We start from the raw sequence: 16,427 nt of genomic DNA on the forward strand, positions 1-16,427 counted from the left end.
GCGCATTCACCTGCCGAGGCGTCGCGAGGTGAGCGGGTCGCGTACCAGCAGTGTGGAGCCGTCGGTGAAGTCGAGCCGGATGACCGGCGACGACGGCACGCTGCGGTCGACCCGGTCGGCGGACAGCCGGCGGACGCGCGAGGCGTCCACCTCGCAGAACGTGGTGAACGGGCCGTCACCCGCGTCGGCGAGCAGGCTGGACGGGTAGACCACGGCCGCGCGGGTCGTGGTCAGCGTCAGCCGTGCGTCGCCGCGGGTGTGGGCGAGGTGGTCGGCGAAGCGGACGGCGTCCTGGCCGGGACTGGTGGCGTGGGCCCAGAACGCGACGGTCGGGTCGTCGGTCCAGTCGGCGCCCTGGGTGCTGAGCGTCCATTCCGCCGGGCGCGGCCACTTCAGCTTGCCCAGCTTGACTTCCGGCACCTCGCCCAGCGGTTCGTGCGGCAGCCGGAGGTCGTCGCCGAGCCGGACGCCGGTGTAGCCGTTGATCGGGGCGCACGCGAGCACCAGCCGTTCGCCGGACCGCAGCCAGTGCCCGCTGATCTCCTTGGTGACGATCTTCAGGTCGGCCTCGGCGGTCGGGATTTCCCAGTTCGACGCAGCCACGCCACGCACGAACTCGAAACCAGAATCGTCCACAAGGGACACTCGGACGCCGCGCTCGGTCGTCGACGTCCCGGCGATCTGCGCCGCCGGGATCTCCACGGCGGGCAGGAAGTCCTTGGGCGCCACCGGTTCGCCCTCGAGGTTGTCGCCGAACTTCGTGCGGTTGTCGGCGACGATGGCGGCCACGTCCTTGCCGAACTTCGCCAGCCCCTTGCCGAAGCGCGAAGCCTTGCCCAGCAACGACTGAGCTGGTTCCGGCGGCTCTTCGACGACGGGCGGGCGTTCGGTGAGCACGACCAGCCGGTCCGGCGTCAGCACCCACAACCGCAGCAGCACCCGGCTGATCGACGGCAGGTCACGCAGGTACCGGTGCGCCAGGCAGTCCGGGGCGGGCCCGGACACCAGCACGTCCGCGGGCGGCGGTTTGTCACGTCCTTCGTCGGAGCCGCCGAGCATCTCGGAGACCACGTCACCGGTGAAGTTCGCGATCCCGCGCCCGAGCGCCCCGCCCTTCGGCTCGCCGACCGGCGACAGCCGCTTGATGTCGTAGTAGTGCGTGCGCGCGAAACCCGCCCACAGCAGTTGTTCCCCCGGACGGCAGACGAGGGCGCGGGCGTGCGCGCCCGCGCCCAGCGTCCGGTGCAGGTAGTTACTCAAGCGTGAAACCGCGGTCGGTCGCCTCGCGGCGTTCCTCCTCGCTGGAGGGGTCCGACGCCTGGTCGTAGCCGTACTTGATGCCCTGCTCCATCGCCAGTCCCGGCACGTTCTCCATGGTGCCGCGGAACGCCGCCTTGCCGACCGCGGTGGTGCCGGACATGCCCGCCGCGCGCAGCCCGGCCTCGGCCAGGTTCGCGGTCAGCGCGTCCGAGCCGTCGCCGAGCCCGTAGCGGCCGGCGAACCGGTTGCCGGTCTTCGACGCCCCGGTCAGCGGATCCGCCTTGGTGACGATCTTCGCCAGCGGGTTCTTGTCGATCTGGTCGGCCAGCCGCTTCTGGAACCAGTTGCCGTCGCGCAGGTTCTCGGTGCGCCGGACCAGGTCGTTGAGCGGACCCTTGCGCAGCGTCTGCAGGATGTCCTCGAGCTTGTCGATCAGCGGCTTGAGCTTGCCCAGCAGCATCTTGACCTTCATGCCGAGCCGCGCGCCGGTGCCGGCCACCTGCGCGGTGGTGGCCGCGCCCGCCGCCGCCATCGACGCGCCCGCGGTGATCCACGAGGCGGCCAGCGCGGCCAGCCACTCGATGATCAGGCCCATCACCAGCTCGGAGATGATGTCGATGACGATCTCGACGAAGGCGTCGAACAGGTCGGCGGCGATCTCCAGGATCTGCTTGAGCCCGCGCAGGTCGTTCGCGAACGCCTTCGCGCCCTCGCCGAACTCGCCCATCTGCGCGCGGAACTTGTCGCCCGCCTCGCCCTGCCACGCCTCACCGGTGGCGTCGGCGCGCTGCTTCTCGTGCTCCCCGGCCTCGTCGACCCACCGGGCCACCTGCTCCCAACCCTTGGCGGTGCTGCGCATCTGCTCGGGATCACCGATCGCCGGCTCGAGCACGAACTCCACCAGCGGGCTGATCACGATGCCGATCAGGAAACCCAGTCCGTTCTCCACGAAGGACTGGCCGGGGCTGGTGACCAGCTGCAGCTGCTCCATGCGCGCGTTGACCGCGGCGATCGCCACGTCCGGCGGGCTGCTCGCGCGCTTGGCGTCGCCGACCGCGCTCAGCACCGAGCTGCCGTACTCGGAGTGCTGCTCGAAGTAGCTCTTGCGGGTGCCGTCCCCGGCGCTGTTGAGGTCGGCCAGGCTGCCGGGGCCGGGCGCGCTGTCCACATCGGCCTCGATCTTGGTCAGCGCGTCCTTGGTGGCCGAGTCGTTCTTCTCATAGATCTCCGCGGCCGTCGTGGTCTTGCCGGAGATCTCGTCCAAGAAGGACTTCGCCTGGGTGGCCAGGCCCTGGCACTCCTCGAGGGCGTCGAAGTACTTGAACGCCATCACCTCGCCGAGCGGGCCGAAGCAGTCGTCGCTCACCCTGGCCTGTTCGAGCAGGCTCGCGAGCTGCCCGAAGTTGTCCGAGGCGTCCCGAGACCCCTCGCTGTGCGCGATCAGCGCCTCGCTGTGCACCCGCATCGCCGTCATCTGGCCCCCATCACCTCAAGATCGGCCCGCCGAAATCCTCGTCTTCGACGTCGCCGGCCGGTGGCCGGTTCCGGGGTGGCGCCGATCGCTGGGGGGCCGGCTGGGGTGGCCCGGCCAGCGTCTCCGGCGGCGGCGGGTCGCTGGGCCCGAGCGGCTGCACGGCGTGGGCGTTGAAGGCCTCCTTGAACTTCTCCGCCTGGTCGCCGAGGATCGGCTCCACGGTCTGCTCCAGCAGCGCCGCGGCCTGCTGCGTGGCCTGCCGGATGGCGCCGAGGATCTCCTGCTGGAGCTGGGTGTGGGACTTCCGCATGGCGTGCGGGGCCAGCTGCAGGCCCAGCACCGCACCCGACGGGGCGACGGTCACCGTCACCGAACCGTCGGCGTTGCGGGCCGAGCCACGCAGCTCACCGATCTTCTGCTGGAGCTCACCAGCTTTCGCGGCCTGCTCTTCGAACGCCTTGATGGTGGCGTCCAGCCGCGCCTCGGCCTCACCCATGTCAGATCGGCAGCTTCCGGAAGATCGGCCGGGGCACGTGCCGCAGCGCCGACATGACGAACCGGAACGGCGCCGGGGCCCACACCAGGTCCTTGCCGCGCCGGGCCGCGTCGACCGCGATCTCGGCCACCTGCTCGGCGGTCTGGGTCAGCGGGGCGTCGGCCATGCCCTCGGTCATCTTCGTCTTGACCTGGCCGGGACGGACCACGGTGACCTTCACCCCGTGCGGCGCGAGCGCCTCGCCGAGGCCGAGGAAGAAGCCGTCGAACCCGGCCTTGGTGGAGCCGTAGAGGAAGTTCGAGCGCCGCACGCGCTCACCGGCCACAGAGGACAGCGCGATGACCGAGCCGTGGCCCTGCCGCTTCAGCTTCTCCGACAGCGCGACGCCCACCGAGACGGCCGCGGTGTAGTTCACCGTCGCCAGCTCGACCGCCTTCGCGTGGTCCTGCCAGACCTCCTCGGCCTCGCCGAGCAGCCCGAACGCGACCACCGCGACGTCGATGTCACCGTCGGCGAAGGCCTGCTCGAGGACCGCCGGGTGCGAACCGGTGTCCTTGGCGTCGAAGTTCACCGTGGACACCTGGGCCCCGGCGTTCTTCAGCCGCTGCGCGGCGGCTTCCAGCCGCTCGGACGGGCGGGCCGCCAGCACGACCCGCAGCGGGGCGGCGCTCAGGTACTTCTCGGCGATCGCCAGCGCGATGTCCGAGGTGCCGCCGAGCAGCAGCAGCGATTGCGGGTTTCCCACGGCGTCGATCAAAGTCCCAGCCTCCGGCTCATGTCGGACGCGAACACGCCCTCGGGGTCAACGGCATTGCGGATCTTGCGCCATTCCTCCAGGCGCGGGTACATCTTCGCGAAGGTCTCCGGCGCGGTGCGCGAGTCCTTCGCCGTGTAGAGCCTGCCGCCCGCGGCGAGCACGTGCTCGTCCAGCTCGGTGCAGAAGCGGCCGAGATCACCCCGGATGGGGAAGTCCACGCTGAGCATGTAGCCCGGCGACGGCCAGGACAGCGGGGCAGCGTTGGCCTCGCCCATGCGCTTGAACACGTTCAGGAACGAGTAGTGGCCCGACTCGGCGATCCGCCGGCACAGCCCCTTGAGCTGCTTCTCCGCCCCGAACGGCACGGAGAACTGGTACTGGAGGAACCCCTTCGAGCCGTAGCCGCGGTTCCACTCGCTGAGCATGTCCAGCGGGTGGTAGAACTGCGTCAGGTTCTGGATCTTGCCGCGCGCGCCCTTCTTCGGCACCGTGCGGTGCCAGAGGTTGCCGGCGAAGGTCGTGGTCAGCTTGTTGACCAGGCCGTTCGGGAACACGTCCGGCAGGGTCAGCAGCTGCGGCGCGTCGAACTTCAGCGGGTCGGCCCGCAGCTTCGGCGGCAGGTCGTCGAGCTTGGCCAGCGAACCGCGGGAGAAGGTCGCCCGGCCCATCCGCTCGTCGCGCGTGATCAGGTCCGGCACGGCCATCGAGTAGTCGTAGTTGAGGTCCGAGCCGTTGGTGAACAGCTCCAGCGTCTCGTCCAGGTTGCCGGTGCGGTCCGCGTCGACCAGGAAGTACGCGCTCTCGGTCTTCTTCATCGAGATCTTCGCGCGCAGGATGATGCCGGTCAGGCCGATGCCCGCCACGGTCGCCCAGAACAGCTCGGCTTCCGGGCCTTCGGGGGTCAGCGTGCGGACCTGGCCGTCCGCGGTGAGCAGGTCCATCGACAGCACGTGGTTGCCGAAGCTGCCGGCGGAGTGGTGGTTCTTGCCGTGGATGTCGTTGGCGATCGCCCCGCCGATGGTCACCTGGCGGGTGCCCGGCAGCACCGGCACCCACAGCCCGTGCGGCAGCGCCGCGCGCATCAGCTGGTCGAGGTTCACCCCGGCGTCCACGTCGACCACCGCGTTGTCGGGGTCGATCGAGTGGATCCGGTCCAGCGCGGTCATGTCGACCACCAGGCCGCCGGCGTTCTGCGCCGGGTCGCCGTAGGACCGGCCCAGGCCGCGCGCGATCACGCCGCGGCCGCCCGCCTGGGCCACCGCCTTGGCGATCTGGTCGGCGTCCGGCGTGCTCAGCACTTCGGCCACGGTCGGCGCGGTGCGCCCCCAGCCGGTCAGCGTCCGTCGCTCGGTCTGCGGTTTCTGGCTCGGTTGGCTCACCCGGACCAGGGTAGCCACCGCCCCATCACGGTCCTTTAACCAACCGCTTCTACACTGGCTGCCGTCCATGACCCCAGGTCGATGAGGTAGCGCTGTGGTGGCAACCGAGCCAGAGGCGGGCCCGTCCCGATCGGCCCCGCCAGGACTGCTGGGCCAGCTCGCCCGGTTCGTGCTGATCGGCGGCTTCTGCGCGCTGGTCGACTCCGGGCTCTACTGGCTGCTGCTGCAGGCCGAAACCTGGGTGCACCTGGCGAAGGCCGTGAGCTTCGTCGCGGGCACCACCACCGCGTACTTCCTGAACCGCCGGTTCACGTTCAACGCGGGCTCCACCGGCGGGGCCGGCCAGGTGGGCGGGTTCGTCCTGCTCTACACGGTCACCTTCTTCGTCAACGTCGGCGCGAACGCGCTGGCGCTGAGCCTGCTCCCCGAATTCCGCTGGAAGGTCGCGCTCGCCTGGGTGATCGCCCAGGGCATGGCGACGACCATCAACTTCGTGATGCTCAAGTGGGTCGTGTTTCGCGAGAAGTCGTGAGGCGATGACCGTCTGTGAAGAACTCACAGACTCAACCTGTACTTTGTGACCGCGTGTTGGAATCCCCCATGGAGGACTGAGGATTAATGCCCGGTAAAGCAGTAGCCGGACAGCCCGGCGGCGCGGCGGTCAAGGACCCGGCGGCGCCGAACGGCACCCGCCCCAACGCCTCCGGTGAGGAGCAGACGGTGTTCTCCGAGCGCGCTCCCCAGGATCGGCTGCTCGCGCAGCGCGGTCTGTTCGCCGGCCCGTCCGACGTGGTCTCGAAGGACCTCTACGCCGAGGTGACCCTGGGCGTGGCCGCCCGTCACCGCGCGGGCGTCACCCTCGAGCCGTCGGCGAAGGTCTCCGGCAACACCTACTTCGGCCGGTTCCCGGCCAGCTACTGGCAGCGCTGGACCACCGCGGACAAGGTCAGGGTCGAGGCCACCGTCTCCGGTGACGGCCTGCTCACCATCGGCGCCTCCGACGTCGAGGGCGAGCCCCGCGTGATCACCGCGCGCGAGATCACCGGCGCGGACGGCACCCAGGTCGCCCTCGAAGCGAAGATCGACAAGTTCTACGACGGCGGCGCGCTCTGGCTGGACCTGTCCACCGAGACCGGCCAGCGGCTGACCGTGCAGAACGTGCGCTGGACGGTCGACTCGCCGGAGCAGATCCGCCCGACCGCGGTGACCATCTGCACGATGAACCGCGCGGACGACTGCCTGTCGAACCTGCAGGCGCTCGCGGGCGACCTCAGCTCGCTGGAGACCCTCGACGCGATCTACGTCGCCGACCAGGGCACCGACCGGGTGGAGACCCGTGACGGCTTCGCCCAGGTGGTCAAGGACCTCGGCGACAAGCTGCACTACATCACCCAGCCGAACCTCGGCGGCGCCGGCGGCTTCACCCGCGGCCTGTACGAGGTCGCCGGGCACACCGAGACCGAGCACGCGAACGTGCTGTTCATGGACGACGACGTGCTGCTGGAGCCGGACCTGGTGATCCGGCTGACCGCGTTCTCCAACCGCGCGGCCAACCCGATCATCGTCGGCGGCCAGATGCTCAACCTGCTGCACCCGGACCAGCTGCACGTCGGCGCCGAATACGCGCGGCTGAACACGCTGGAGCCCGGGCAGCCGGTCGAGCACTCCCTGAACACCGCCGACCTGCTCGGCGTGGACGAGGAGACCGGCAAGCCGAACCGCCAGGAGCGCCGCCTCGACGCCGGGTACAACGGCTGGTGGTCGTGCCTGATCCCGTACGAGGTGGTCAAGGAGATCGGCTACCCGCTGCCGTTCTTCTTCCAGTGGGACGACGCGGAGTACAGCTACCGCGCCCGCGGCAAGGGCTTCCCGACGGTCACCCTCCCCGGGGCCGGCGTCTGGCACGCCGACTTCGGCTGGAAGGACTGGGACGAGTGGCACCGGTACTTCAACCTGCGCAACTCGATCATCACCGCCGCGCTGCACAGCCCGTTCAACCTGAACCTGCTCTCGCGCGTGCTGGTGGCGCAGCTGGTCCGGTACCTGCTGGGCATGCAGTACGGCCTGTCGGCCACGCTGATCAAGGCGGTCGAGGACTTCCTCGAGGGCCCGGAGATCCTGCGTGATGGCGGTGTCGCGGCGATGAAGGAGATCCGGCGGATCCGCGAGGAGTACCCGGAGACCAAGCGCCACAAGGCGACCGAGGTGCCGGGCATCGCGTCGGCGGACATCGGCATCATCAACTCCGCGCCGCGGCCGAGCCTGCAGCGGGTCATCCTGCTCAAGCGCATCCTCGACCGCGTGCTCGGCAAGCACCGCTTCGGCCTGGGCGCGGTGCCGAACGACGAGGCCAACTGGTGGCACATCTCGTTGTTCGACACCGCCGTGGTGACCGACGCCTCGCAGGAGGGTGTGCGTGTCCGCAAGTACGACCGGGACCGCATGTTCGAGCTGGGCAAGCGCGGCATCAAGGTGCTGCAGCGGCTGCGGAAGGAAGGCGCCGCGGTGCAGGAGCAGTACAAGCGGGCCATGCCGGAACTGACCAGCCGGGACAACTGGACGCGCCTGTACGAACTCTGATTCGTGGGCTGGGGCCCCGCCCCGGTTTTTGATTGTGACGACGGCGAAGGCCCCCATGTCAAGGCGGGAAAGATGCCCTGACATGGGGGCCTTCGCCGTGTTTTTGGCTGTGGACCGGGGTGGGGTGGGGGGTCTGGGCGGATGCTCGCGTTGGGCGCCCGGGCGGCGGTCGCGCTGGGCGCCCGGGGCGGCGGTTGCGCTGGCCGGTCGGCCGGGTTGGAATGCTATGAGTGGGGCATTACTTGCATTCAACGCTAGTAATGCCCCACTCATAGCATTCGGCGCGGCTTTGGCTCGGCTCGTGAGGGAGTCGGTGTTCACGCTGGTCGCGGCGCGCTGCTGGACCTGCTCGTCAGGGACTAGTGCAGCCCGAAGACCTTGCCCTTGCGCTGCAGGTCTTCGACGTAGGCGGCGGCCACCTTCCCGTAGTGCACGAAGACCGTGGTGCCCTCCTTGGTCTTCACCGCGTCCACCGAACCGTGCTCCAGCTGCAGCCGCAGCCGTTTCTGGAACTCCTCGAGGTCGGCCCCCGGTTCGAGGGCGAAGACCAGTGGCTCGCCACCGGTGGCCAGATGCAGGACTAGCGCGGGCCTGGATTCGCTCATGCACCCCAGCAGAGCAGTGTCGATCAGGCACGGACAAGGCGGTTCGCTGACAGCGGAGCGCGTGGGTGGGCTAACGTGCTGTGGCGACCGGTTCCACGCGCACACGGGGGAAGAGGAAATGGCCCACTCGTTCTCGCTGTCGCTGGCGGCGGTGGACATCCTGCTCGAACACACCCGGCTCGGCCGCGCGCCCTTCCCCTTCAAGATCCCGCACATCGGCACCACGCACACCCAGCGCGCGCAGGTGCGCGACGCGGTGTTCCGCGATCTGGAGTCACGCGGCATCCTGCGCCGCGGCCGGCTCGACGGGGACGTGGAGATCGCGCTGGGCGCCTTCGTCCGCGCGCCGGTGGCGATCACCGCGGCCGCGCAGCTCGAGGGCGGCAAGCGGTTGTTCGCCAGGTCCGCTTCGGACGGCCAGTTCGGCGTGGTGGTCCGCCAGGACGAGAACCTGCTGGTCTTCGAGGAGGCCCGGCCGACCGGCGTGGTGCCCGCCATCGTCGACCTGCTGCCGATGACCCCGCCGGGGCCCGGCCAGTCGGTCACCATCGCCAAGCCCGCGCCGCGCCCGAAGCGCCCGCGGCACGCCGACGACAGCTACGACCCGTTCGCCGGGGTGGCCGCGCCGCGCTCGCAGTCCTCGGCACCGCCGCAATTGCGTGCGGTCGAGCGGATCTTCGAGAAGCCGAAGAAGCGGATCGGCCAGTTCACCGCGTTCGTCCGCGCACGGGACGGCTCGCCGGTGAACCTGGCGCCGATCGCCTGGTTCGACAACGAGGACGGCCGGTACTTCAGCACCATGCGCCAGGCCGCCGACGGCCAGCAGTGGCTGACCTACGCCCCGGCGGACAACGCGCGCATCGCCCAGCAGCTGTTCCAGCAGCTCGAGGGCTACCTGTGAGCGCACTCATTTGCCATCGGAACCGTTTGTGATTCACCAGCGTCGGAGTGCTGAGTAGAATCCCGGTGGGCAAGCTGTCGTACTGAGGAGTTGGGCAAGGATGATTCCCGCTGAAGGCTCGTTCTCCAGCCTGAAGCCGCTCGCCGCTTCGATGAACGCGGACGCCATCGCTTCGACGAAGGCCGAGACCCAGAAGCTGGTCGACGCGGCGAAGTCGGGCGGGTTCAAGATCGAAGAGGGCGCGGTCCACGGGATGATCGAGTCGATCACCAAGATGCGCGACCGCCTCAAGGCGCAGATGGTCTTCAACGACGCCCTCAAGCAGGTGCCGCAGCTCGGCAGCCACGACTACGGGCACACCGTGGCCGCGCACGACCAGAAGGGCGCGGACAACGAGGCCGGCTCGGCGAACGTGGTGCTCCAGCAGTTCGACCAGGTTCTCGTGCAGGCCACCGAGGCGCTGCAGCGCGCCGCGGGCATCTACGACGAGACCGAATCGACGGCCCAGTCCGACGTGGCCACCTACAACGTCTGAGGGGAACCGAGATGACCACGCCGACCCCCGCAGCGCCGAAGACGCCGCAGCAGCTGCAGGAGATGTCGCCCTCGCAGCGCGACGCCTACCTGCAACAGCAGGCGGCCAACGGGGTGCCGAACGACAGCTGGCTGCTCGGTCCCATCCTGGAGATGCAGGCCAGGATGAAGGCGCAGGCCGAGGCCGACAAGATGGGCGAGAACAACGTCAAGACGTTGTCGGCCAACAGCGACGTGCAGTACGTCGAGGGCCTCAAGCCGTCGGACGCCGACTACCTCGGTCACGACCACGCCCAGATCTCCGGGTATGTGAACAACAACCTCAAGCCGGAGCAGATCGTCCAGGTCTCCGACGCCTACCACCAGCTGCACAAGGACTTCAAGGACTTCGCCACCTCGCTCGGTGACGCGGTCAGCAAGTCCATGGGCGCGTGGGAGGGCGAGGGCGCCAGTTCGGCGCGCAAGTACTTCAGCAGCCTCGCGACCTGGTCGGACGGCAACTCGGAGAACGCCAAACTGGCTTCCGAGGTGATGTTCCAGCAGGCGGACGCGGCCACCCGGGCGAAGAACAAGATGCCCGAGGAGATCCCGTTCGACTGGAACACCGAGATGGACAAGTGGGGCAGCAACCCGCTCGACCTGATCTCGAACATCAACAACTCGATCGACACGTACAACCAGAGCCAGCAGGCGCACACCGAAGCCGCCGGCGTGATGTCGGCGTACGACAAGGAGCTGTACGAGGCCGCCTCGAAGCAGCCGGTGTTCGCCGAGCCGCCGAAGTTCGACGACGGCAGCGGCAGCTCGGTCACCCCGCCCGGTGGTAACGGCAACGACGGCACCAGCGGTTCCGGTTACGACGGCGGTTCGGCGGGCAGCATCCCGGGCGGCGGCAGTTCGAGTGTGGGTGGTGGTTCCGGTGTCGGCGGTGGCTCCGGCGTCGGCAGCGGCGGCAGCGGTTCCGTGGGCACCCCGGCGCAGCTGCAGGACGGATCCAAGATCGGCGCGGGCTCGCTCTCGTCGAACACCAACCTGGCGGGGTACCAGCCGCCGAACTTCTCCAACACCGGTGGCGGCAACCTGAACCCGACCAACACCAGCCCGTACGCCCCGATGCCGATGGGCGGCATGGGTCAGTTCGGTCCCGGTGGTGGCGGCGGTGGTGCCGCCGACTACAACAGCAAGATCGGCCGTGGTGGCGGCGGTGCCGGGGGCGGCGGTGGCTTCGGCCCCGGTGGCGGCGGTGCCGGTGCGGGCGCGTCCTCCGGCGCGGGCATGGCGAAGCCGGGCGGCGTCGGCGCGGCGGAAGCCGCCGGTCGCGGCATGGGTGGTCCCGGCGGTGGTGCCGGTGCCCGCGGGGCGGGTATGGGCGGCGGCATGGGTGGTGCCGGTGGCCGCGGTGGTCAGGGCGAAGAGGACCAGGAACACACGCGGCCCGCGTACCTGCTCGAAGGCGACCCGGACGAGATCTTCGGCACCGACCAGCGGACCGCGCCCCCGGTCATCGGCGAGTAACGGGAACCGGGAACACCCTTCCGGCCGTCGTACCCTTCAGGTGTCGCTGAAGGGGGACGGATCGGATGAGCAATCCGCTGGTCGCGCAGGCCCAGTCGCAGACGACGGGCGTCACCGGCATCGGCATCGCCGAGTCGGCGGTCGACCTGGCGAACGGCGTCTCGGACGGTTCGTGGGTCGAGGCCGGTCTGGGTGCGGTCGGCGTCGGGCTGGAAGTGCTGTCGATGGTGGTCGATCCCATCGGCACGCTCGCTTCCTACGGCGTCTCATGGCTGATCGAGCACGTGCAGCCCCTGAAGGAGGCCCTGGACTGGCTGGCGGGCGACCCGCCGGTGATCCAGTCCTTCTCCGAAACGTGGGCGAATGTCGCTGCCGAGGTCAACGCGATCGCCGGGGATCTGGGCAATGAGGTCACCAACGGCACGGCGGGTTGGCAGGGCGAGGGCGCGGATGCCTACCGTGGCGCGGCTGCGGAGCAGGCGGATGCCCTGGCAGGTGCCGCTTCGCTGGCGGACGGGATTTCCGCCGGTGTGATGATCATGGGCACGGTGGTCGCCGCAGTGCGCGAGCTGGTGCGTGATCTGGTCGCGGAGCTGGTCGGGAAGTTGATCGCCTGGGCGCTGGAGGCTGCCGCCACCCTCGGTTTTGCCACGCCGGTCATCGCGGCGCAGGCGACGGCGGCGATCACGAAGACGATCAGCAAGATCAGCGAGTTCATCCGCAAGCTGGTCAAGACCATCGGCAACGTGTCTCCGAAGATCCGCAAGATCATCGACAAACTCGGTGAGATCATCGAGAAGCTGTCGAAGATGCTGCGCAAGGGCGGCAAACCAGGCGGCGGTACGACACCCTCGTCGGCCAAGACACCCCCGAAGTCGCCGGACACCCCGAACTCGCCGAACAGCCCGGACACCACTCCGTCCAGTGCGGACACCACGCCCAGCGGCGCCGACACCCCCGGCTCGAAACCTTCGGACGGCACCACCCCGAGCTCGGCCAAGGATCCGGACACGAACCGCCCGGACAACCCGCAGAACACCAAAACCCCGGAAAACTCGCGCAACAAGTGCAACGACCCGATCGACGTCGTCTCCGGTGAAATGATCATCGCGCAGTCCGACGTCGAACTGGATGGCGTGCTGCCGCTCGTGCTCACCCGCACACACGTGTCCTCCTACCGCGCAGGCCGGGCCTTCGGGCGATCCTGGGCGTCCACAGTGGACCAACGGCTGGAGTTCGACGAGCGCGGCGTGGTCTTCGTCGCCGAGGACGGCATGTTGCTCGTCTACCCCGAGCCGCCCGTGGCCGGGGCAGTGCTGCCGGAGGCAGGCCCCCGCTGGCCGCTGGCGCGGACCGAGCACGGCTTCCAGTTGACCCGCACCGACACCGATCAGCTGCTGCACTTCCCGGCCGGAAGCGCGGTTTCCGCGCTCGCCACGGTGATGGACCGCAACGGGAACCGGATCGACTTCGAGCGCGATGGCGACGGCGTGCTCATCGGCGTGCACCACAGCGGGGGGTACCACCTCGACGTGGCGAACGACGGGGGCCGGATCACCGGACTGAGCCTGCGCAATCCGGACGGCGAGCCGATCGTGCTGCTCCGCTACGACTACTCCGCGGCGGGCAACCTCACCGGCGTGGTCAATTCGTCGAACCGGGCGATGCGGTTCGACTACGACCACGCCGGCCGGATCACGCAGTGGACCGACCGCAATGGCGAGTGGTACCGCTACTTCTACGACGCCGATGGCCGCTGCGTCGCCAACCAGGGGTCGGGCGGCTTCCTCAACGGCACCTTCACCTACGACACCGAAAACCGGATCACGCGGTTCACCGATTCGCTCGGCAACATCACCGCGTTCCACTACAACGAAGCCAGGCAACTGGTGCGGGAGATCGATCCGCTCGGCGGTGAGGTCCGGCAGGAATGGGATGCCTTCGACCGGCTCCTGGCCAGAACCGACGCGCTGGGCCGCGTCACGCGGTATCGCTACGACGAAGCGGGGAACGTGCTCGTCGAAACCCGGCCCGACGGCACCCAGGCGCTCACCGAGTACAACTCCAGCGGGCAGCCGCTGGTGCGGATCGAGCCCGACGGTGGCGTTTGGCGCTTTACCTATGACGAGCGCGAAAACCTGCTCTCCACCACCGATCCAGCCGGTGCGCGCACCCAGTACGCCTACGACGACCGGGGTGGGCTCACCGCGGTCACCGATGCGCTTGGTCAGGTGCACCGGATCGAGTGCGACGCGACCGGCCTGCCGGTGCGGGTGGTCGACCCGCAGGGTGCGGTCACGGCGTACACCCGGGACGTTTTCGGCAGGGTGGCCGCGATCAGCGACCCCGTCGGCGGCACGACCCGGCTCGGCTGGACGGTCGAAGGGAAACCGGCTTCACGGGTGCACCCCGACGGTTCCGTCGAACGGTGGCTGTACGACGGCGAGGGCAACGAGACCAGGTACCTCGACGTGCTCGGACGCGAGACCAGGATCGAGACCACGCACTTCGACCGGCCGTCCGTCCAGATCGGGCCCGACGGCAGCCGGGTCGAATTCCGCTACGACACCAATGTCCAGCTGGTCGAGGTGATCAACCCGCAGGGCGCGAGCTGGCGGTACGACTACGACGCGGCCGGGCGCCTGATCCGGGAGACCGACTTCAACGGCCGGGTCGTCGCCTACCACCGCGACGCCGCCGGTCAGCTGACCGCGCGGACGAACGGGCTGGGCCAGCGCGTCGAACTGGAGCGGGACGCGTCGGGCAACGTGGTCGAATGCCGTTACCACGACGGGACGCGGGCCGCCTTCGAGTTCGACCCGGTCGGCAGGCTCATGCGCGCGGTGAACGCCGACGCCGAGGTGTCCTACGTCCGGGACGCGGCCGGCCGGGTGGTCCAGGAAACCGTCAACGGGCGGACGCTCGAATCGGTCTACGACCTGATGGGCCGCCGCCGGCGGCGGATCACGCCTGCCGGGGCGGTCAGCGAGTGGGACTACGACGCGAACGGCAACGCGGTGAGCCTGCGAACCGCCGGGCGCACGATCACCTTCGGCTACGACCAGGCGGGGCGCGAGGTCGAGCGGCTGGTGGACACCGGTACCATCCTCGCGCAGGCGTGGGACGCCAGTCACCGCGTCGCGGCGCAGACGGTGTCCACCGTCGCCATCGGTGGCCGGTCGGCGCAGGTCCTCAGCAAGCGGGCCTACCGCTATCGCGCCGACGGATTCGTCAGCGCCATCGAGGACAGTTTCGCCGGACTGCGCAGCTTCGAGTTGGACCCGGTGGGCCGGGTGACCGGGGTGCGGAGCGCGGCGGGAGCGGAGCAGTACGGCTACGACCCGGCAGGCAACCTGGCCGCGGGCGCGTGGCCGGGCTCGGTGAGCGAGGCCCACGGCCGGCGCGAGTTCCACGGCACGCTCCTCACGAGGGCGGGCAACGTCCGTTATCACTACGACGCCCAGGGACGGGTCACCCACCGCCAGCGGAAGCGGTTGTCCGCCAAACCGGAGAACTGGCACTACGAGTGGAATGCCGACGACCGCCTGGTCGGCGTGATGACTCCCGACGGGGTTCGCTGGCGCTACCGGTACGACGCCCTCGGCCGTCGCGTCGCGAAGCAGCGGATCGGCGACGACGGCGTGTCGGTGACCGAGTCGGTCGACTTCACCTGGGACGGCGAGGTGCTCGCCGAACAGCACCATTCCGGCGGTGCGGCCACCACCTGGGACTTCGAGCCGGACAGCTTCCGTCCGGTCACCCAGGTCGATCGCACCTGGTCCCAGGTCGAAGTGGACACCAGGTTCTACTCGATGATCACCGATCTCGTCGGGGCGCCGGTGGAGATGGTGGACAGCGGGGGCAACCTGGTGTGGCGGTTCCGCTCGAACCTGTGGGGCGAGCAACTGACCGATGGCGGTCCGGCCGGCACCCCGCTGCGCTTTCCCGGGCAGTACCACGACTCGGAGACCGGGCTGAACTACAACTACCAGCGCTACTTCGCGCCGGAAACCGGGCGCTACCTGTCCAGCGACCCGCTGGGCCTCGACGGCGGCATCAACCCGCACGCGTACGTGTCGAACCCGGTCACCCTGCTCGACCCGTTGGGACTGAAGGACAAGTCCTGCTGGGAGAACGCCGTGCGGCACAAGGGTTCGGCCACCCCGGCGGGCAAACTGACCGCGAACCAGCAGCGCGACCTGGCCAAGTTCGTCGGGCTCAAGCCGTACAACAAGAAGCCGAACGTGGTGAAGGGCCAGCCGGTGTTCACCGACGGGAAGCGGGTGTACGTCTACGACAACGACGGGCACAACGGCGGCCTGTTCAAGAAGGCGGACTCGGTGGCGGACCTCGGCTCGAAGCGGACCCGTGAAGGGACCTATGGTCTCGGCAGGCCCGCGGGCAGCAACGATCCGTGGCAACTCTTCCGGGTGGGTGACTGATGCCTCCGTTCCAGTTCAAGGTCACGAAGTACGATCCGGCGAAGTTCGGGGACGCGGGGTCCTATCCGGCGGACGAGTGGACCGCGTATTCCGACGTCGGTGAGTTGGTGGAGCGCGACGAGTACGAGCGCGTCGAGGGGCTGTACCTGCGGGCGGTGCGGATCGCGGCTGAGTCGTCCGGGGTGACGCGGCTGCGGGTTCGCGGGCTCGAGGCCGGGGAGGACGCGGCGATCAGCGAGGGGCAGTGGCTCTCGCTGGACGAGGCGATCGAGGTCTGCCGGGCGATGTTGCGGGAAGAGGGCGTCTGGTGCCGCCTGGAGGACGACGACCGGTTCTACGCGCACGTCGGCAATGACTACTACCTGTACGTCGGGTCCACTGTGGACCTGACCGCCGAGGACCTGCCGGGGTTGTTCGTCGAGCCGGACTGGCCGTCGCCGTATGCCGAAGAGGATCAGTGAGGGTAACGAAAAGCGATCCACTG

13 protein-coding genes are annotated in these 16,427 nt (G+C 69.3%); 7 read left to right on the forward strand and 6 right to left on the reverse strand.

What is annotated here, in order from left to right:
• Window positions 1-6: 6 nt before the first annotated feature.
• Genes L3Q67_RS12180 through dprE1 form a run of 5 tightly spaced genes read right to left on the reverse strand, consistent with a single transcriptional unit; the run spans window position 7 to window position 5,435 of the window.
• On the reverse strand, window positions 7-1,260 hold the full coding sequence (locus tag L3Q67_RS12180; RefSeq protein ID WP_499189611.1) for a hypothetical protein: 1,254 nt from the start codon (window positions 1,258-1,260) through the stop codon (window positions 7-9).
• Window positions 1,253-2,734, reverse strand: a complete 1,482-nt coding sequence (locus L3Q67_RS12185; RefSeq protein WP_499189612.1) for a WXG100 family type VII secretion target — start codon at window positions 2,732-2,734, stop codon at window positions 1,253-1,255. The genes L3Q67_RS12180 and L3Q67_RS12185 overlap by 8 nt, the downstream gene beginning before the upstream one ends.
• Window positions 2,735-2,744: 10 nt before the next feature.
• Complete coding sequence (locus tag L3Q67_RS12190; RefSeq protein ID WP_499189613.1) at window positions 2,745-3,230, reverse strand: YbaB/EbfC family nucleoid-associated protein; 486 nt, start codon at window positions 3,228-3,230, stop codon at window positions 2,745-2,747.
• A gap of 1 nt (window position 3,231) precedes the next feature.
• Window positions 3,232-3,987 carry a Rossmann-fold NAD(P)-binding domain-containing protein gene (gene dprE2 / locus L3Q67_RS12195; protein WP_499189614.1) on the reverse strand — a complete coding sequence of 252 codons (756 nt, stop codon included), beginning with the start codon at window positions 3,985-3,987 and terminating at the stop codon, window positions 3,232-3,234.
• Complete coding sequence (dprE1, locus tag L3Q67_RS12200; RefSeq protein WP_499189615.1) at window positions 3,984-5,435, reverse strand: FAD-binding oxidoreductase; 1,452 nt, start codon at window positions 5,433-5,435, stop codon at window positions 3,984-3,986. Before dprE1 ends, dprE2 begins: the two co-directional genes overlap by 4 nt.
• A gap of 25 nt (window positions 5,436-5,460) precedes the next feature.
• Here dprE1 and L3Q67_RS12205 point away from each other — a divergent pair, with 25 nt between their 5' ends.
• Together L3Q67_RS12205 and L3Q67_RS12210 are read left to right on the forward strand one after the other, a co-directional pair.
• Window positions 5,461-5,898, forward strand: a complete 438-nt coding sequence (locus tag L3Q67_RS12205; RefSeq protein ID WP_499189616.1) for a GtrA family protein — start codon at window positions 5,461-5,463, stop codon at window positions 5,896-5,898.
• Between the two features lie 86 nt (window positions 5,899-5,984).
• Window positions 5,985-7,946, forward strand: a complete 1,962-nt coding sequence (locus L3Q67_RS12210; RefSeq protein ID WP_499189617.1) for a glycosyltransferase — start codon at window positions 5,985-5,987, stop codon at window positions 7,944-7,946.
• A 359-nt stretch (window positions 7,947-8,305) separates the two neighbouring features.
• On the opposite strand, the gene L3Q67_RS12215 is transcribed toward L3Q67_RS12210, so the two are convergent.
• Window positions 8,306-8,551 (reverse strand): hypothetical protein, encoded by a 246-nt coding sequence (locus tag L3Q67_RS12215; protein ID WP_209663196.1) that lies wholly within the window; start codon window positions 8,549-8,551, stop codon window positions 8,306-8,308.
• Window positions 8,552-8,669: 118 nt separating this feature from the next.
• On the opposite strand from L3Q67_RS12215, the gene L3Q67_RS12220 reads away from it, so the two are divergent.
• The 5 genes from L3Q67_RS12220 (at window position 8,670) to L3Q67_RS12240 (ending at window position 16,404) form a co-directional block, all read left to right on the forward strand.
• Window positions 8,670-9,452, forward strand: coding sequence for an ESX secretion-associated protein EspG (locus L3Q67_RS12220; protein ID WP_499189618.1), 783 nt, complete (start codon window positions 8,670-8,672; stop codon window positions 9,450-9,452).
• A gap of 100 nt (window positions 9,453-9,552) precedes the next feature.
• Complete coding sequence (locus L3Q67_RS12225; RefSeq protein WP_499189619.1) at window positions 9,553-9,987, forward strand: hypothetical protein; 435 nt, start codon at window positions 9,553-9,555, stop codon at window positions 9,985-9,987.
• An 11-nt stretch (window positions 9,988-9,998) separates the two neighbouring features.
• On the forward strand, window positions 9,999-11,501 hold the full coding sequence (locus L3Q67_RS12230) for a hypothetical protein (RefSeq protein ID WP_499189620.1): 1,503 nt from the start codon (window positions 9,999-10,001) through the stop codon (window positions 11,499-11,501).
• Window positions 11,502-11,566: 65 nt separating this feature from the next.
• The gene (locus L3Q67_RS12235) at window positions 11,567-15,943 is read left to right on the forward strand and encodes an RHS repeat-associated core domain-containing protein (protein WP_499189621.1); all 4,377 of its coding nucleotides are present in this window, start codon (window positions 11,567-11,569) and stop codon (window positions 15,941-15,943) included.
• Window positions 15,943-16,404 carry a hypothetical protein gene (locus L3Q67_RS12240; protein WP_499189622.1) on the forward strand — a complete coding sequence of 154 codons (462 nt, stop codon included), beginning with the start codon at window positions 15,943-15,945 and terminating at the stop codon, window positions 16,402-16,404. The genes L3Q67_RS12235 and L3Q67_RS12240 overlap by 1 nt, the downstream gene beginning before the upstream one ends.
• Window positions 16,405-16,427 lie beyond the last annotated feature (23 nt).

The sequence above is a fragment of the Saccharothrix sp. AJ9571 genome (assembly GCF_021725495.1).
Taxonomy (GTDB): Bacteria; Actinomycetota; Actinomycetes; order Mycobacteriales; family Pseudonocardiaceae; genus Amycolatopsis; species Amycolatopsis magusensis.

What these genes read in the sequence shown, in the direction of transcription:
- L3Q67_RS12185 (WP_499189612.1), bottom strand. Translation starts at nt 2,734, where the DNA reads ATGACGGCGATGCGGGTGCACAGCGAGGCGCTGATCGCGCACAGCGAG.
- L3Q67_RS12190 (WP_499189613.1), bottom strand. Translation starts at nt 3,230, where the DNA reads ATGGGTGAGGCCGAGGCGCGGCTGGACGCCACCATCAAGGCGTTCGAA.
- dprE1 (WP_499189615.1), bottom strand. Translation starts at nt 5,435, where the DNA reads ATGGACGGCAGCCAGTGTAGAAGCGGTTGGTTAAAGGACCGTGATGGG.
- L3Q67_RS12210 (WP_499189617.1), top strand. Translation starts at nt 5,985, where the DNA reads ATGCCCGGTAAAGCAGTAGCCGGACAGCCCGGCGGCGCGGCGGTCAAG.
- L3Q67_RS12215 (WP_209663196.1), bottom strand. Translation starts at nt 8,551, where the DNA reads ATGAGCGAATCCAGGCCCGCGCTAGTCCTGCATCTGGCCACCGGTGGC.
- L3Q67_RS12220 (WP_499189618.1), top strand. Translation starts at nt 8,670, where the DNA reads ATGGCCCACTCGTTCTCGCTGTCGCTGGCGGCGGTGGACATCCTGCTC.
- L3Q67_RS12225 (WP_499189619.1), top strand. Translation starts at nt 9,553, where the DNA reads ATGATTCCCGCTGAAGGCTCGTTCTCCAGCCTGAAGCCGCTCGCCGCT.
- L3Q67_RS12230 (WP_499189620.1), top strand. Translation starts at nt 9,999, where the DNA reads ATGACCACGCCGACCCCCGCAGCGCCGAAGACGCCGCAGCAGCTGCAG.
- L3Q67_RS12235 (WP_499189621.1), top strand. Translation starts at nt 11,567, where the DNA reads ATGAGCAATCCGCTGGTCGCGCAGGCCCAGTCGCAGACGACGGGCGTC.
- L3Q67_RS12240 (WP_499189622.1), top strand. Translation starts at nt 15,943, where the DNA reads ATGCCTCCGTTCCAGTTCAAGGTCACGAAGTACGATCCGGCGAAGTTC.